We start from the raw sequence: 14,775 nt of genomic DNA on the forward strand, positions 1-14,775 counted from the left end.
AGCACTCTCCTTTTTCTAATGACGACACTTTGCTTCAGAGCTCACTTTTCATCACCGCTAAAGAAAAAACCGCACGCCGTTACAGCAGTGCGGTTTTTCCCTGACAGCAAGCGACGACTTACAAACTATTACGCCTGGTGGGCAGTAACGTAGTCGATAGCAGCTTGAACAGTAGTGATTTTTTCAGCTTCTTCGTCCGGGATTTCGGTCTCGAATTCCTCTTCCAGAGCCATCACCAGCTCAACGGTGTCAAGGGAGTCGGCACCCAGGTCTTCAACGAAGGAAGCGGAGTTGGTCACTTCTTCTTCTTTAACGCCCAGTTGCTCGGCAACGATTTTCTTGACGCGCTCTTCGATGGTGCTCATACCTTGTTTTCACTCCTAATGGACAAATTCAGGCAGCTGGCCAGTGGGTAAGTGTATAGAAAGGCTTTTCAGCTTTTCAACTGAAAGCTTCACCCTGTACCCGGTCGACCACCTGCCTATAAATTAAGTTGCAGCTTTATAACGGATTTTAGACAGCTCGTATGACATTTTTTTGAAGCGATCCGTCACAATTTAACTCATGTACATCCCGCCGTTCACCGGGATTGTAGCCCCAGTCACGTATGCCGCACCGTCGGATGCCAGGAAAGTGACCACATTGGCGATCTCTTGAGCCTGGCCCAGACGGCCCAGCGGAATCTGGGTCAGCAAGGCTTCACGCTGTGCTTCGGGCAGTTCGCGGGTCATATCGGTGTCGATGAACCCTGGGGCCACCGAGTTGACCGTAATCGAACGCGAACCGACTTCACGCGCCAGTGCACGGCTGAAACCTTCCAGACCGGCCTTGGCGGACGCGTAGTTTACTTGGCCTGCGTTGCCCATGGCACCCACTACGGAGCCAATATTGATAATTCGGCCCCAACGCGCCTTGGTCATGCCGCGCAAAACGCCCTTGGACAGGCGAAACAGACTGTTCAAGTTGGTATCGACCACGTCGTACCACTCGTCGTCTTTCATGCGCATCATCAGGTTGTCGCGGGTGATACCGGCGTTGTTCACCAGAATCGCCGGCGCGCCGAACTGAGCGGTGATCTCGGCCAGCACTGCTGCAACCGATTCATCGCTGGTCACGTTCAGCTCAAGGCCGGTGCCTTGCACGCCGTTTTCCTTCAGGGTCGCGGCGATACGCTCGGCGCCCGAGGCGGATGTGGCGGTACCGATCACAACGGCGCCCTGACGGCCCAGTTCCAGGGCGATCGCCTGGCCAATGCCACGGCTGGCGCCGGTAACCAGTGCAACTTTACCTTGCAGACTCATGCAGGCTTCTCCTTCGTTCAAGGGGTTCAGGCCAGCGCCGCGCGAGCGGCAGCGAAGGCGTCAGGTGTATTGAGGTTGGCAGTCGATACGCCGTCGGCGCAGCGCTTGTTCAGGCCGGCCAGGACCTTGCCCGGGCCGCACTCGACCAACTCGGTGGCGCCGTTGGCGGCCAGGGTCTGGACCGATTCAACCCAGCGCACCGGCTTGTACAGTTGCTCCAGCAGGTCACGCTTGAGGGTGTCGAGGTCGGCGGCGACGGCCGCGCTGACGTTCTGCACCAGCGGAATCTGCGGCGCCTGCCAGTTGATGGCGGCGATGGACTCGGCAAAACGCTCGGCGGCCGGGCGCATCAGCTCGCAATGGGACGGCACGCTCACCGGCAACGGCAATGCGCGCTTGGCGCCACGGGCTTTGCAGCCTTCGATGGCACGTTCAACAGCGGCCTTGGCGCCGGCGATCACCACCTGGCCAGGGGAGTTGAAGTTCACCGCGCTGACCACTTCGCCTTGAGCCGCTTCGGCGCAGGCTTCAATCACGACGGCATCGTCCAGGCCCAGAATAGCGGCCATGCCGCCCTGACCGGCCGGTACGGCCTCCTGCATCAGTTGACCACGACGCTCGACCAGTTTGACGGCCTCGCCGAGGGTCAGGCTGCCCGCGGCCACCAAAGCGCTGTATTCACCCAGGCTGTGACCGGCGACGAACGCCGGGCGTGCACCACCTTCGGCCAGCCACAAGCGCCACAAGGCGATCGAAGCGGTCAGGATGGCCGGTTGGGTTTTGTCGGTTTGATTGAGTTGCTCTTCCGGCCCTTGCTGGGTCAGCGCCCACAGGTCGTAACCCAGAGCGTCGGAAGCTTCCTTGAAGGTTTCCAAGACCTGCGGATGTTGCGCGCCCAGCTCGGCCAACATGCCGAGGGACTGCGAACCCTGCCCTGGGAAGACGAATGCGAGGGATGTAGACATGTAACAAGCCCCTAATGATCTGGTCGTCAAAAATGTGCACTCCTACGGTGGGAGCGCACGAAACTGACAGATTGGATGGTCAATTGAACTGGCCGGTCACATTTAAGCATTCCCGGGCCGATTCGCCTAAGGCAACAGATCCTCGAGACGGCCGTGCAAGCGTTGCGGCAGGTTTTCCTGAATCTCGATCAACGCTCGAGCAATCGCACTTTGAAAACCCTGCACGCCGGCCGAGCCGTGGCTTTTTATCACGATGCCCTGCAAGCCCAGAAAGCTCGCACCGTTATGCCGCGCCGGCGCCAGGTCAGCCTGCAGGCGCTTCATCAACGGCAGCGCCAGGGCGCCCACCATACGCGACGCCAGGTTACGTTTGAACAACGCCTCGATACGCGTGGCGATCATGGTCGCCAGACCCTCGCTGGATTTGAGCAGGATATTGCCGACAAACCCATCGCACACCACCACATCGGCTTCGCCGCGGTACAGGCCATCCCCTTCGACAAAGCCGACGTAGTTCAAGCCCCGCGCGCCTTGCAACAAGGTGGCGGCCAGCTTGACCTGCTGATTGCCCTTGATGTCTTCGGTGCCGATGTTCAGCAGCGCCACACGAGGCCGGGCCACGCCCAGCGCTTCGGCGGCCACCGAGCCCATGACGGCAAACTGGAGCAGGTGCTCGGCGCTGCAATCGACGTTCGCGCCCAGGTCCAACAGCTGACAGTAGCCTTTTTGCGTGGGTATCGCCGCGACCATCGCCGGCCGGTCAATCCCCGGCAGGGTCTTGAGCACATGCCGCGACAGGGCCATCAGCGCCCCGGTATTGCCGGCACTGACGCAGGCTTGCACCTTGCCGTCGCGCAGCAGCTCAAGGGCCACCCGCATTGAAGAGTCGGGCTTGCCACGCAGGGCCGCCGCCGGCTTGTCATCCATGCTGATGGTTTCGCTGGCCGGCGTAATGCTCAGGCGCGCGCGATCCACCGCCGGATGGCTGGCAATCAGTTCTTCAAGTAAGGAGGGTTGACCGACAAGGGTCAGGTGCAACGAGGGTGTAGCGGACAGGCTGGCAATGCAGGCCTGAACAATGCTGCGGGGACCGAAGTCCCCGCCCATTGCGTCTATCGCGATGACTAGAGCAGACAAGTGATTACTCGTCAGCGCCCTTGTCGATCACTTTACGGCCACGGTATACGCCTTCTGGCGATACGTGGTGACGCAGGTGAACTTCACCGGTGGTCTTTTCTACGGACAGGGTGCTAGCCTCGAGAGCGTCGTGCGAACGGCGCATGTCACGGGCGGAGCGGGATTTTTTGTTCTGCTGAACAGCCATAATTGATTAACTCCTAAACGTTTGGGTCACGCTTTAACTGCGCCAATACACTGAACGGGTTGGACCGCGTTACCTCGTCCTCGCTCGGTTCGGGCTCGTCATCGAGGCCCGCCGGCTGCTGGCATTCTTCCGGATGATGAGCAGGCACAATGGGCAAGGCGAGCAGAAGCTCCTCCTCGATCAGTGCATGCAGATCCAAAGGATCTTCGCCCAGTTCCAGCACGTCATAACCTTTCGGCAACGACTGGGTATTCGCACCCTCCTTCACCACAGCATAACTGCACTCGCTGTGGATCGGCAGGGTGACCAGCTCAAGACAACGCTGGCAAACCATTTTGACTTCGGTGTCGATAAAGCTGTGGATTACCACAGACTTACGTTCATCTCGTTCAAAAACGAATTTGGCCTGCACCGTACCGACAGTGTCGGAAAGCGGGTCGCAGAGTCTCTCCAAATCGGCCAGCAGCAACTCACCTTGAAAGGAAGTGCCACGATCAGCCAATTTGCGCGGGTCAACGTGAGGTGGAATCGGGTCATTCAACATAGGCGCAGCATTATAGGGATGCACCCGGCCATGTCAAAGAAAATTCGGCCCTGTGCGTCAGCCGGTCGCCCCGCTAGAATCCCCGCCTGCCCTGAGGAGACGCCCATGCTGCCTTTATTACTTGCATCCAGCTCGGTTTATCGCCGGGAATTGCTGAGCCGCCTGCACCTGCCGTTCATCTGCAGCTCGCCGGACATTGACGAAAGCCGTCGCGCCAATGAGCCTGCCGCCGAACTGGTCAAACGCCTCGCCGAGCAGAAAGCTCGTGCCCTCGCCGCCAGCCACCCGGGGCACCTGATCATCGGCTCCGACCAGGTGGCCGCACTGGAAGGCCGCATCATCGGCAAACCCCACACCTTTGAGAACGCGCGAGACCAATTGCTGGCAGCCAGCGGCAAACGGGTCAGTTTTCTCACCGGCCTCGCACTGCTGAACACCGAGACCGGGCACTGCCAGGTGGACTGCGTGCCGTTCACCGTGCAGATGCGCGAACTGGACGTTGAGCGAATCGAACGTTACCTGCGAATTGAGCAACCGTATGACTGCGCGGGCAGCTTCAAGGCCGAGGGGCTGGGGGTAAGCCTGTTCCAGAGCACAGAAGGGCCGGATGCGACCAGCCTGATCGGCCTTCCCTTGATTAGCCTGGTGGGCATGCTGCTGGCTGAAGGCGTACAAATCCCTTAAACACACCTCAAACCAAATATGGGAGCTGGCTTGCCTGCGATAGCGGTGTATCAGCCAATATAAAGGCTGGCTGAACTACCGAAATCGCGGGCAAGCCCGCTCCCACACCTGACTCTTCAGCAGAGCTGAAATTTCAGCGCAGGGTCGGCCCCTGGAAGCCCATGTACAGCGCCAGCTTCTCCGCCACGCTGGCGCCGAGCTTCTTGGAGAACCGATCAAACGGCGATTCCTGAACGGTGAAATCCACCAGTTCCTTCTCGCCGATCACGTCCCGCGCCACCGAACTCGCACTGCCCAGGCCGTCGATCAAGCCCAGCGGCAACGCCTGCTCGCCTGACCACACCAGGCCGGAAAACAACTCCGGATGATCCTTGTCCTTCAGGCGATCCCCACGCCCCTGCTTCACGCTGGCGATGAACTGACGGTGAGTGGTGTCGAGCACGCCTTGCCAGAACTGGGTTTCATCAGCCTTTTGCGGCTGGAACGGATCAAGAAAGGACTTGTGCTCGCCCGACGTGTAAGTACGACGCTCCACCCCCAGTTTTTCCATGGTGCCGACAAACCCGTAACCGGCCGCCGTCACGCCAATGGAGCCCACTAGGCTGGCCTTGTCGGCATAAATCTGGTCAGCAGCACTGGCGATGTAATAGGCACCTGAAGCGCCGAGGTCGGCAATCACCGCGTACAGCTTGGTATCCGGATGCAACGCGCGCAGACGACGAATCTCGTCGTACACATAACCCGACTGCACCGGGCTGCCGCCCGGGCTGTTGATACGCAGGATCACACCTTTGACCTTGGGATCCTCGAACGCGGCGCGCAGGCTGCTGACGATATTGTCAGCGCTGGCGGACTCCTTGTCGGCGATCACCCCGCGCACCTCGATCAGCGCGGTGTAGTTGCTGCCACGGGTGGCGCTTTTTTCCATGTCCATCAACGGGCTGAACAAGGCGAGCATGCCGAGCAGGTAAACAAAGGTCAGCAGCTTGAAGAAAATCCCCCAACGCCGCGAACGACGCTGCTCCTGCACACTGGCGAGCAGCGTTTTTTCCAGCAGCTTCCAGCTTTTCTCGTCATTGCTCTCGGCCTTTTCAGGCGCTTTCCACTCGTCACTCATGCCATCAACCCCAGCAAAGACTTATTGGGCCCGGCTCAGCCAGGCCTGCAATTCGGAAAAATGATCAATCGTCAGCCGCGGCTCGTATTGCTGCAATGCTTCGGCAGACTGGGCGCCATAGCTGACTGCCACGCTGTCCATGCCCGCATTGCGCGCCATCATCAGGTCGAAGGACGCATCGCCCACCATCAAGGCCTGGCGCGGCGCAACACCACAGTGCGCGAGAATCTGCTCAAGCATCAGCGGATGGGGCTTGCTGGCGGTTTCATCAGCGGCGCGAGTGATATCGAAATACGCTTCAAAGCCATGCGCCTTGAGTACGCGATCAAGCCCGCGACGCGCCTTGCCGGTTGCCACCGCCAAGCGATAACCCTCGGCGCGAAAGGCTTCGAGCGACTGCGCCACGCCGTCAAACAACGGCGAAGGCGTCGCCTCCAACGCAATATAGTGATCCGCGTAGTGATCGCGAAAGGCCACCAGTTCAGCATCGCTGATCTGCGGGTAAAGCGTACGGATCGCCTCAGGCAACCCCAGGCCGATAATCCCCTTGACCGCCAGATCGGTGCACAGCTCAAAGCCCGAGCGGGTCGAGGCCATGTGCATGGACTCCACGATGCGGCCAATGGAATTACACAAGGTGCCGTCCCAGTCAAAAATCAGCAGCTTGTAATCAGGGTGCGACACTCAAACGCTCCACGGTCTTGGCCCACATTTCATCGACCGGCGCCTGCAGCTTCAGTTCACCGCCATCGGGCAACGGCACGGTCAACATGTAAGCGTGCAGGAACAGGCGCTTGCCGCCCAGATCGCGGATCTCTTTGGAGAAATCCTCGTCGCCGTATTTGGTGTCGCCGGCAATGCAATGGCCTGCGTGCAGGGTGTGCACGCGAATCTGGTGTGTCCGCCCGGTCACAGGCTTGGCCTCGACCATAGTCGCGAAATCGCCGAAGCGGCGCAGCACCTTGAACAGGGTCAGCGCCTCTTTGCCCTCCTCGTCCACTTCGACCATACGCTCGCCGGAACGCAGGTTGCTCTTCTGCAACGGCGCGCGAACGCTCTTGATCGAACTGGCCCAGTTGCCACGCACCAGCGCCATGTAGCGCTTGTCCACGCCATCGCCACGCAGGGCGGTGTGCAGGTGGCGCAGCATGCTGCGCTTCTTGGCGATCATCAGCAGGCCGGAGGTGTCGCGGTCCAGGCGATGGACCAGCTCCAGCTCCTTGGCATCGGGGCGCAACTGACGGAAGGCTTCGATCACGCCGAAATTCAGGCCGCTGCCGCCGTGAACCGCAATGCCGCAAGGCTTGTTGATCACGATCAGCTTGTTATCTTCAAAGACAATCGATGCCTCAAGACGCTGCAGCAAGCCCTGGGCCAGCGGCACGGGCTCGTCGCGCTCAGGCACACGGACCGGCGGCACACGGACGATATCGCCCGCCTGCAGCTTGTACTCAGGCTTGATCCGCCCCTTGTTCACCCGCACTTCGCCTTTACGCAAGATGCGGTAAATCAAGGTCTTGGGCACGCCTTTGAGCCTGGCCAGGAGAAAATTGTCGATGCGTTGGCCGGCATATTCCGGCGAGACCTCAAGCAGCTGGACGCTGGGGGTCTGGGGGTCGGGAGTCGTCATGGCGGCGATGATAACAATTTTTTATGGAATTGAAGCACTTAATCATTGCTGCTATAGTCGCGAACGCCGCCAAAAGCGGCCTGGCCAGAGGACTTGCGGCAAACTGCCGGCCCTGACCATCGCAATTCATCAGGACGCGAGGCCGTCCTACGGGGCTTTCGCCACCCTGGAAGGCTCAAGATTGTAACAAGCGCAGGTGACATGAGGCCTGAAGCGAGTGCAGAAAGCAGAGTGAATACTCGCGTTCTGCGCCGATATTTACGGCCAGTTCACAAAGTGCAGTCAGTCTTGAACAGACCACGGCGAATACTTCGGAAACAACGCCTGTTAAGAGCTGAGTGAGAGCGCAGTCGCCCACACCCAGTCTTGTTTAGCCATGAGCGTGGACTCCCCATTGGAGAACACGGTAAATGCCAACCCGCTGCGGATTCTGCGCGCGGCAGCACCCGAATTATCAGGGATACGTGTAGGGTGGAGATGCACAACCGTCGGACCGTGTAGCACTAGGCTTATATTTAGACGCTTCATCTCGTCCACAGTCGCCGGTTGATTCCTCCTCCTGACCTTAGCTTTTGTTGAAGTGGTGCCTCTGTCACCACCGCTAACAAGCAGGACGCGTCCGTCGCGATACCGGCCCAATTGGCTTGTATTTGCTGGACACTGGAGTGGCCAACCACTCTTGACGCACCTGACACCGACCGTGAGAAGTCGTGTGTGCCGAACGCCGTTTCCGGCAGCCCGGAAACCGACGGTACAACATGAAAAGAATGCTGATTAACGCAACTCAACCCGAAGAGTTGCGTGTTGCACTGGTAGATGGCCAACGCCTCTACGACCTGGACATCGAATCCGGTGCACGCGAGCAAAAGAAGGCCAACATCTATAAAGGCCGTATTACTCGCATCGAACCAAGCCTTGAGGCTGCCTTTGTCGATTTCGGCTCCGAGCGCCACGGCTTCCTGCCCCTCAAAGAAATCTCCCGCGAATACTTCAAGAAAGCCCCCGAAGGCCGCGTGAACATCAAGGACGTCCTGAGCGAAGGCCAGGAAGTCATCGTTCAGGTGGAAAAAGAAGAACGTGGCAACAAGGGCGCCGCCCTGACCACCTTCATCAGCCTGGCGGGCCGCTACCTGGTCCTGATGCCGAACAACCCGCGTGCCGGCGGCATTTCCCGTCGCATCGAAGGCGAAGAGCGCAACGAACTGCGTGAAGCGCTGAACGGCCTGATCGCACCGGCCGACATGGGCCTGATCGTTCGCACCGCCGGCCTGGGCCGCAGCAGCGAAGAAATGCAGTGGGACCTCGACTACCTGCTGCAACTGTGGACCGCCATCAAAGAAGCTTCGCTGGACCGTTCCGCGCCGTTCCTGATCTACCAGGAAAGCAACGTGATCATCCGCGCCATCCGCGATTACCTGCGCCAGGACATCGGCGAAGTGCTGATCGACAGCGTTGAAGCCCAGGACGAAGCCCTGACCTTCATCCGCCAGGTGATGCCGCAGTACGCCAGCAAGATCAAGCTGTACGAAGACAGCGTTCCGCTGTTCAACCGTTTCCAGATCGAAAGCCAGATCGAGACCGCCTTCCAGCGCGTGGTCGAACTGCCTTCCGGCGGCTCCATCGTGATCGACCCGACCGAAGCCCTGGTGTCCATCGACATCAACTCGGCGCGCGCCACGAAGGGTAGCGACATCGAAGAAACCGCCCTGCAGACCAACCTGGAAGCGGCTGAAGAAATCGCCCGCCAGCTGCGTCTGCGTGATATCGGCGGCCTGATCGTGATCGACTTCATCGACATGACCCCCGCCAAGAACCAGCGCGCCGTGGAAGAGAAAGTCCGCGAATGCCTGGAAGCTGACCGTGCCCGCGTGCAAGTCGGCCGCATTTCGCGCTTCGGCCTGCTGGAAATGTCCCGTCAGCGCCTGCGCCCCTCCCTGGGCGAGAGCAGCGGCATCGTCTGCCCGCGTTGCAACGGCACCGGCATCATCCGTGACGTTGAATCGCTGTCCCTGGCGATCCTGCGCCTGATCGAAGAAGAAGCCCTGAAAGACCGCACCGCCGAAGTCCGCGCGCAAGTGCCGATCCCGGTCGCCGCCTTCCTGCTCAACGAAAAACGCAACTCGATCACCAAGATCGAACTGCGCACCCGTGCCCGCATCGTCATTCTGCCGAACGATCACCTCGAAACGCCGCACTTCGAAGTGCAGCGCCTGCGTGATGACAGCCCGGAAGCCCACAACAACCAGTCCAGCTACGAAATCGCTGCTGCCGCTGCCGAAGTGGAAGAAGTCCAGCCGGCCGCTGCTACCCGCACCCTGGTTCGCCAGGAAGCCGCGGTCAAGACTGCGCCGGCCCGCGCCAACGCGCCGGTTCCGACCGAAGCCGCCGCTCCGGTTGCCGCTCCTGCCGCCCTGCCTGAGCCAAGCCTGTTCAAGGGTCTGGTGAAGTCGTTGGTCAGCCTGTTCGCCACCAAGGAAGAGCCCGTTGCGCCGGTTGTGGTTGAAAAACCGGTTGCCGAACGCCCGGCACGTAACGAAGAGCGTCGCAACGGTCGCCAACAGAGCCGTAACCGCAACGGTCGCCGCGACGAAGAGCGCAAGCCGCGCGAAGAACGAGCACCGCGTGAGGAGCGCGCCCCACGCGAAGAGCGTCAGCCTCGCGAAGCCCGCGAAGTGCGTGAAGAAACCCCAACCGTAGCCCGTGAAGAACGTGCACCACGCGAAGAGCGCGCACCACGTACTCCGCGCGCCCCACGTGAAGACCGCAAACCACGTGGCGAGCGTGAAGAGCGCGTGCGTGAATTGCGCGAGCCGCTGGATGCCGCACCTGCCGTCGCCGCTGAAGCCGCCAGCGAAGAACGCCCGGCCCGCCAGCCGCGTGAAGAGCGCGCCCCACGTGAAGAGCGCCAGCCGCGCCCACCGCGTGAAGAGCGTCAACCACGCGCCGAGCAGGCCGCTGCCGCCAGCGAAGAAGAAGTACTGACCGGTGAGGAGCAGCACGAAGACGGCCAGGACAACGCCGAAGGCGATCGTCCACGCCGCCGCTCCCGTGGCCAGCGTCGCCGCAGCAACCGTCGTGAACGTCAGCGTGATGCCAACGGCAACGTGATCGAAGGCTCGGAAGAAACCGGCGAGAACGCAGAAGCTGCGACCAGCGAACCGACTGGCGCCGAACTGGCTGCCGGCCTGGCCGTTACCGCTGCTGTTGCCAGCTCGGTCATCAGCGCACCTGCCGAAGCCCAGGCTCACGAGCAGGCTGAACGCGCTACTGCTGCTGTCGAAGAAACCGTAGCGGTTGAAGCACCTGCCGCCCAAACCCCAGTGGTTGAAGCGCCGGTTGTTGAAACACCTGCAGTTGAAGCGCCAGTTGTAGAGACACCGGTTGTCGAAGCGACTACCCCAATCGAAGCGCCAGTTGTTCCGGAAGTGGAAGTTGCCCAGGCACCTGAAGCCCAACCAGAAGTTGAAGTGGCGGTCGTTGAGCCGGCACCTGTGGTTGAGCCTGAGCCCGAGGTTCAAGCCGCTGTGGAAACACCGGTCGTCGAAGCCGCTCCAGAAGTGCGTGAAGTTCGCGAAGAACAGACCGCCTTCCAGTGGACTGCCGAACCAGCAACTCCGGTTGAAGCACCGGCGCCTGCCCCCGTGGCAGAAGAAGCGCCAGCACCGGTTACCGAACCTGTAGCTGCCGAGCCTGCGCCTGTGGTTGAAGCCGCTCCGGTCGTTGAGCCTGCGCCAGTGGTAGAAGCGCCGGTCGTTGCCGAAGTGGCAGCGCCAGTGGTTGAAACCGCACCGGTCAGCGCCCTGACCGAAAACGGCCGTGCACCGAACGACCCACGTGAAGTGCGTCGTCGTCGCAAGGAAGCTGAAGCTGCAGCAGCTGCTGCCGCAGCACAGGAAGCAGAACACGAGAGCAAACCTCTCGCCTGATTCCATCAGTGACTAAAAAGCCCCGCCTGAGTGATCAGGCGGGGCTTTTTTGTGCCATTCGGATTGTTTGAAATGCACTCGACTGTGAGAGCTGGCTTGCCTGCGATAGCGGCATTTCAGTGAGTACTTATGTGACTGCTCGATAGCAATCGCAGGCAAGCCAGCTCCCACCAGATTTACTGCGGTATGAAATTCAAACGAGAAGGCAGGTCGACATCCCACAGTACACCGGAGTCTTGCACCAACACTTCGCGCACCGATGCCCGTGCAAACAACGGCCTGGCCCCGCGATCACCGACTAACGCCATCAGCCCCGGACCGAACGCACGATCAAACGCCACAGGATGCCCATACTCACCAGCAGATACCGGCACGCTGATGCCCCCCTCTTCCAGCGCGTCAATCACCCGCTCAATGCTGGAAGACCTGATAAACGGCATATCCCCCAGCACTACCAACCAGCCGTCAGCCGATTCACTGGCCGTGACCGCCGCCGCAATGCTGTCGCCCATGCCGGCCGAGTTCAGCAACAGAACTTCACAACCATAGGCTGCGCCTAGTTGAATCACTTCAAGCCGGTCCGGTGAGGTCACCAGCACGCGCTTGAACACCCGTTCAGGCAGGTTCATCAGCACCTGCTCGATCACCGGCCGAACCACGCCGTCCAGGCCAACGCAATCCGCCAGCAACTTATCCTGGTCCGCCCCGGCTTCAGCGCGGAAACGGCTGCCCTGCCCCGCCGCCAACACAATCGCAGTGACGGTCACTCGGCCACCACCGGCAACGGTTTTTTCTGCATCGGTGCCACGCCGTTCTTGATCGCGACAATTTCCGCCAGCAGCGACAGCGCGATTTCCGCAGGCGTATGGCTGCCGATATGCAAGCCGATCGGCCCGTGCAAACGCGCAATGGCCTCCGCCGACAACCCCAGTGCCGCCAGGTTTTCCCGACGTTTCTGACTGTTGACCCGCGAGCCCAAAGCACCAATGTAGAACGCTGAAGAATTCAGCGCCGTGAGCAAGGCCATGTCATCCAGGCGCGGATCGTGCGTCAGGCACACGATGGCCGTGCGCTCGTCGGTCTGGATATTCAGCACCGCCTCATCCGGCATGCCCGGCACAAAGCGGCCGTGCTGGTCTTCCCAGCCGTAGACGAACTCTTCGCGCGGGTCGCAGATCAGCACTTCGAAATCCAGCAAGCGCGCCATTTCCGCCACATAGCGTGAGAGCTGCCCGGCGCCGATCAACAGCAGGCGCCAGCGCGGGCCATAGATAGCGCGCAGATGTTCGCCGTCGAAGGTCACCACGTCGGTTTTGCTCGCGCCGCTGAGGGTCACCTCGCCAGTGGCCAGGTTCAGTTCGCGCGCGACAATCTGGTGGTCTTCGCAACGCGCGAGTAACTGCGCGACCCATTCCCAGTCGCCCACGCGCTCTTCGGTCAGGCGCAACGTGCCGCCGCATGGCAGGCCAAACCGCGCGGCTTCGTCACGCGTGACGCCGTAGGTCACCAGTTGTACCGGTGGGCCATCCTCCGCGAGACGGCCATCTTGCAAGCGAGCAATCAAGTCATCTTCGATGCAGCCCCCGGAGACCGAACCGATCACCACACCGTCGCCGCGAAGCGCGAGCATTGCCCCCGGCGGGCGCGGCGCGCTGCCCCAGGTCTGCACCACGCTGTACAACACCACTCGCTGCCCGGCGCGGCGCCACTCAAGCACGCTGCGCAGGACGTTCAGATCCACACTGTCCATCAGGCCTCCCGCAGGCGTTTCAATACAAAACGTTACTGTACCCCAGAAACGCAAACGCCCCGAACAGGTCGGGGCGCTTGCATGGCTTTCGGTGTTATTTACACCTCAGGCATTTTACTTGACGGCAGGAGCAGCGCCTTCGGCCACACCCAGGTCATCTTGCGGGCGGGTATCGGAGATACCGGTACCGCCGGACGCCAGCTCGCTCTGCAGCTTGTCGGTGTCCAGTTCCTTGACCCACTTGGCCACAACGATGGTGGCAACGGCGTTACCCACCAGGTTGGTCAGCGCGCGGGCTTCGGACATGAAGCGGTCGATACCCAGGATCAGCGCCAGGCCGGCAACCGGCAAGTGGCCCACGGCCGACAGGGTGGCGGCCAGCACGATGAAGCCCGAACCGGTCACGCCTGCAGCGCCTTTGGAGGACAACAGCAGCACCAGCAGCAGGGTGATCTGGTGAGTGATGTCCATGTGAGTGTCAGTCGCCTGAGCGATGAACACAGCCGCCATGGTCAGGTAGATCGAAGTACCGTCGAGGTTGAAGGAGTAGCCGGTTGGAATCACCAGGCCTACTACGGATTTCTTCGCGCCCAGACGCTCCATCTTGATCAGCATGCGTGGCAGTGCGGATTCGGAGGAGGAAGTACCCAGTACGATCAACAGCTCTTCACGGATGTAGCGAACCAGCTTCAACACGCTGAAACCGTGCGCGCGGCAGATGGCACCCAGCACCACCACCACGAACAGGATGCAGGTGATGTAGAAGCAGATCATCAGCTGGCCCAGTTGCACCAGGGAACCTACACCGTAGGCGCCGATGGTGAACGCCATGGCGCCCAGGGCACCGATTGGCGCGAGCTTCATGATCATGTTGATGATGTTGAACATCACGTGGGCGAAGCGATCGATGAAGTCCAGGACCGGCTTGCCGTAGGCACCCAGGCGATGCAGGGCGAAACCGAAGATCACCGAGAACATCAGCACTTGCAGGATGTCACCGTTGGCAAACGCGCCGACGATGGTGTTCGGGATCACGTTGAGGATGAAGCCAACCACGCTCTGGTCCGCACCTTGAGTCACGTAGGTCGCGATTTTCGAGGCGTCGAGCTTGGTGACATCAACGTGCATGCCGGCACCCGGCTCAATCACGTTGACTACGACCAGGCCTACCAGCAGGGCGATGGTGGAAACGATTTCGAAGTACAGCAGCGCGTAGCCGCCGGTTTTGCCGACCGATTTCATGCTTTGCATGCCAGCGATGCCGCTGACAACGGTGCAGAAGATGATCGGGGCGATGACCATTTTGATCAGCTTGATAAAGCCGTCACCCAGTGGCTTGAGGGCCACGCCGGTCTGCGGGTAGAAGTGACCGAGCAAAATACCGATAACGATTGCAACGATCACCTGGAAATACAGGGATTTGTACAGTGGCTGACGAGTCGTCATTGCAAAGTTCCTCAATCGTCCCGTGTGGCAAAGATCCGCCATTGCCCACGACACTTGAATTGCGAACCCTCCTGCACTGGAGGGATTT

General features: G+C 60.5%; 14 protein-coding genes. 2 read left to right on the forward strand and 12 right to left on the reverse strand.

The genetic code is table 11. The annotated features are described in order from the left end of the window. Positions 1–128 precede the first annotated feature (128 nt). The 6 genes from acpP to ATI14_RS30405 form a co-directional block, all read right to left on the reverse strand. Complete coding sequence (acpP, locus tag ATI14_RS30380) at positions 129–365, reverse strand: acyl carrier protein (protein WP_016973676.1); 237 nt, start codon at positions 363–365, stop codon at positions 129–131. Positions 366–557: 192 nt separating this feature from the next. Next, positions 558–1,301, reverse strand: coding sequence for a 3-oxoacyl-ACP reductase FabG (fabG, locus tag ATI14_RS30385; protein ID WP_005790544.1), 744 nt, complete (start codon positions 1,299–1,301; stop codon positions 558–560). Between the two features lie 26 nt (positions 1,302–1,327). Then, on the reverse strand, positions 1,328–2,266 hold the full coding sequence (fabD, locus tag ATI14_RS30390; RefSeq protein WP_016973677.1) for an ACP S-malonyltransferase: 939 nt from the start codon (positions 2,264–2,266) through the stop codon (positions 1,328–1,330). Between the two features lie 126 nt (positions 2,267–2,392). Next, a complete protein-coding gene (plsX, locus tag ATI14_RS30395; protein WP_016973678.1) occupies positions 2,393–3,403 on the reverse strand; it encodes a phosphate acyltransferase PlsX in 1,011 nt (336 codons plus the stop codon). Positions 3,404–3,407: 4 nt separating this feature from the next. Continuing rightward, positions 3,408–3,590, reverse strand: coding sequence for a 50S ribosomal protein L32 (rpmF, locus tag ATI14_RS30400; protein WP_003179396.1), 183 nt, complete (start codon positions 3,588–3,590; stop codon positions 3,408–3,410). Positions 3,591–3,603: 13 nt separating this feature from the next. Next, positions 3,604–4,134, reverse strand: coding sequence for a YceD family protein (locus tag ATI14_RS30405; RefSeq protein WP_080519892.1), 531 nt, complete (start codon positions 4,132–4,134; stop codon positions 3,604–3,606). A gap of 105 nt (positions 4,135–4,239) precedes the next feature. On the opposite strand from ATI14_RS30405, the gene ATI14_RS30410 reads away from it, so the two are divergent. Then, positions 4,240–4,818, forward strand: coding sequence for a Maf family protein (locus tag ATI14_RS30410; protein WP_016973679.1), 579 nt, complete (start codon positions 4,240–4,242; stop codon positions 4,816–4,818). Between the two features lie 133 nt (positions 4,819–4,951). Here ATI14_RS30410 and ATI14_RS30415 read toward each other — a convergent pair whose 3' ends face one another. The 3 genes from ATI14_RS30415 to rluC are packed head-to-tail and all read right to left on the reverse strand — an operon-like array spanning position 4,952 to position 7,565. Next, positions 4,952–5,935, reverse strand: coding sequence for a S49 family peptidase (locus ATI14_RS30415; RefSeq protein WP_016973680.1), 984 nt, complete (start codon positions 5,933–5,935; stop codon positions 4,952–4,954). A gap of 21 nt (positions 5,936–5,956) precedes the next feature. Next, entirely contained in the window at positions 5,957–6,619 is a 663-nt protein-coding gene (locus ATI14_RS30420) for an HAD-IA family hydrolase (protein ID WP_016973681.1), read from the reverse strand. Further along, positions 6,606–7,565: a 23S rRNA pseudouridine(955/2504/2580) synthase RluC gene (gene rluC / locus ATI14_RS30425; RefSeq protein WP_016973682.1), complete on the reverse strand. Its 960-nt coding sequence runs from the start codon at positions 7,563–7,565 to the stop codon at positions 6,606–6,608. The genes ATI14_RS30420 and rluC overlap by 14 nt, the downstream gene beginning before the upstream one ends. Before the next feature lie 767 nt (positions 7,566–8,332). Here rluC and rne point away from each other — a divergent pair. Continuing rightward, positions 8,333–11,491, forward strand: a complete 3,159-nt coding sequence (gene rne / locus ATI14_RS30440; RefSeq protein WP_031320332.1) for a ribonuclease E — start codon at positions 8,333–8,335, stop codon at positions 11,489–11,491. 176 nt (positions 11,492–11,667) lie between these two features. Here the strand turns inward: rne and ATI14_RS30445 are convergent, their stop codons facing one another. The 3 genes from ATI14_RS30445 to ATI14_RS30455 all read right to left on the reverse strand — a co-directional run bounded on the left by ATI14_RS30445 (position 11,668) and on the right by ATI14_RS30455 (position 14,687). Continuing rightward, entirely contained in the window at positions 11,668–12,258 is a 591-nt protein-coding gene (locus ATI14_RS30445; RefSeq protein ID WP_016973684.1) for a nucleotidyltransferase family protein, read from the reverse strand. Next, on the reverse strand, positions 12,255–13,241 hold the full coding sequence (locus ATI14_RS30450; RefSeq protein ID WP_016973685.1) for an XdhC family protein: 987 nt from the start codon (positions 13,239–13,241) through the stop codon (positions 12,255–12,257). Before ATI14_RS30450 ends, ATI14_RS30445 begins: the two co-directional genes overlap by 4 nt. Positions 13,242–13,355: 114 nt before the next feature. Then, positions 13,356–14,687 (reverse strand): dicarboxylate/amino acid:cation symporter, encoded by a 1,332-nt coding sequence (locus tag ATI14_RS30455; RefSeq protein ID WP_016973686.1) that lies wholly within the window; start codon positions 14,685–14,687, stop codon positions 13,356–13,358. Positions 14,688–14,775 lie beyond the last annotated feature (88 nt).

This window comes from Pseudomonas tolaasii NCPPB 2192, from assembly GCF_002813445.1.
GTDB classification, from domain to species: Bacteria; Pseudomonadota; Gammaproteobacteria; order Pseudomonadales; family Pseudomonadaceae; genus Aquipseudomonas; species Aquipseudomonas tolaasii.

Coding starts and splice junctions, on each gene's coding strand:
- acpP (WP_016973676.1), bottom strand. CDS start 365: ATGAGCACCATCGAAGAGCGCGTCAAGAAAATCGTTGCCGAGCAACTG.
- fabG (WP_005790544.1), bottom strand. CDS start 1,301: ATGAGTCTGCAAGGTAAAGTTGCACTGGTTACCGGCGCCAGCCGTGGC.
- fabD (WP_016973677.1), bottom strand. CDS start 2,266: ATGTCTACATCCCTCGCATTCGTCTTCCCAGGGCAGGGTTCGCAGTCC.
- rpmF (WP_003179396.1), bottom strand. CDS start 3,590: ATGGCTGTTCAGCAGAACAAAAAATCCCGCTCCGCCCGTGACATGCGC.
- ATI14_RS30405 (WP_080519892.1), bottom strand. CDS start 4,134: ATGTTGAATGACCCGATTCCACCTCACGTTGACCCGCGCAAATTGGCT.
- ATI14_RS30410 (WP_016973679.1), top strand. CDS start 4,240: ATGCTGCCTTTATTACTTGCATCCAGCTCGGTTTATCGCCGGGAATTG.
- ATI14_RS30415 (WP_016973680.1), bottom strand. CDS start 5,935: ATGAGTGACGAGTGGAAAGCGCCTGAAAAGGCCGAGAGCAATGACGAG.
- rluC (WP_016973682.1), bottom strand. CDS start 7,565: ATGACGACTCCCGACCCCCAGACCCCCAGCGTCCAGCTGCTTGAGGTC.
- rne (WP_031320332.1), top strand. CDS start 8,333: ATGCTGATTAACGCAACTCAACCCGAAGAGTTGCGTGTTGCACTGGTA.
- ATI14_RS30450 (WP_016973685.1), bottom strand. CDS start 13,241: ATGGACAGTGTGGATCTGAACGTCCTGCGCAGCGTGCTTGAGTGGCGC.
- ATI14_RS30455 (WP_016973686.1), bottom strand. CDS start 14,687: ATGACGACTCGTCAGCCACTGTACAAATCCCTGTATTTCCAGGTGATC.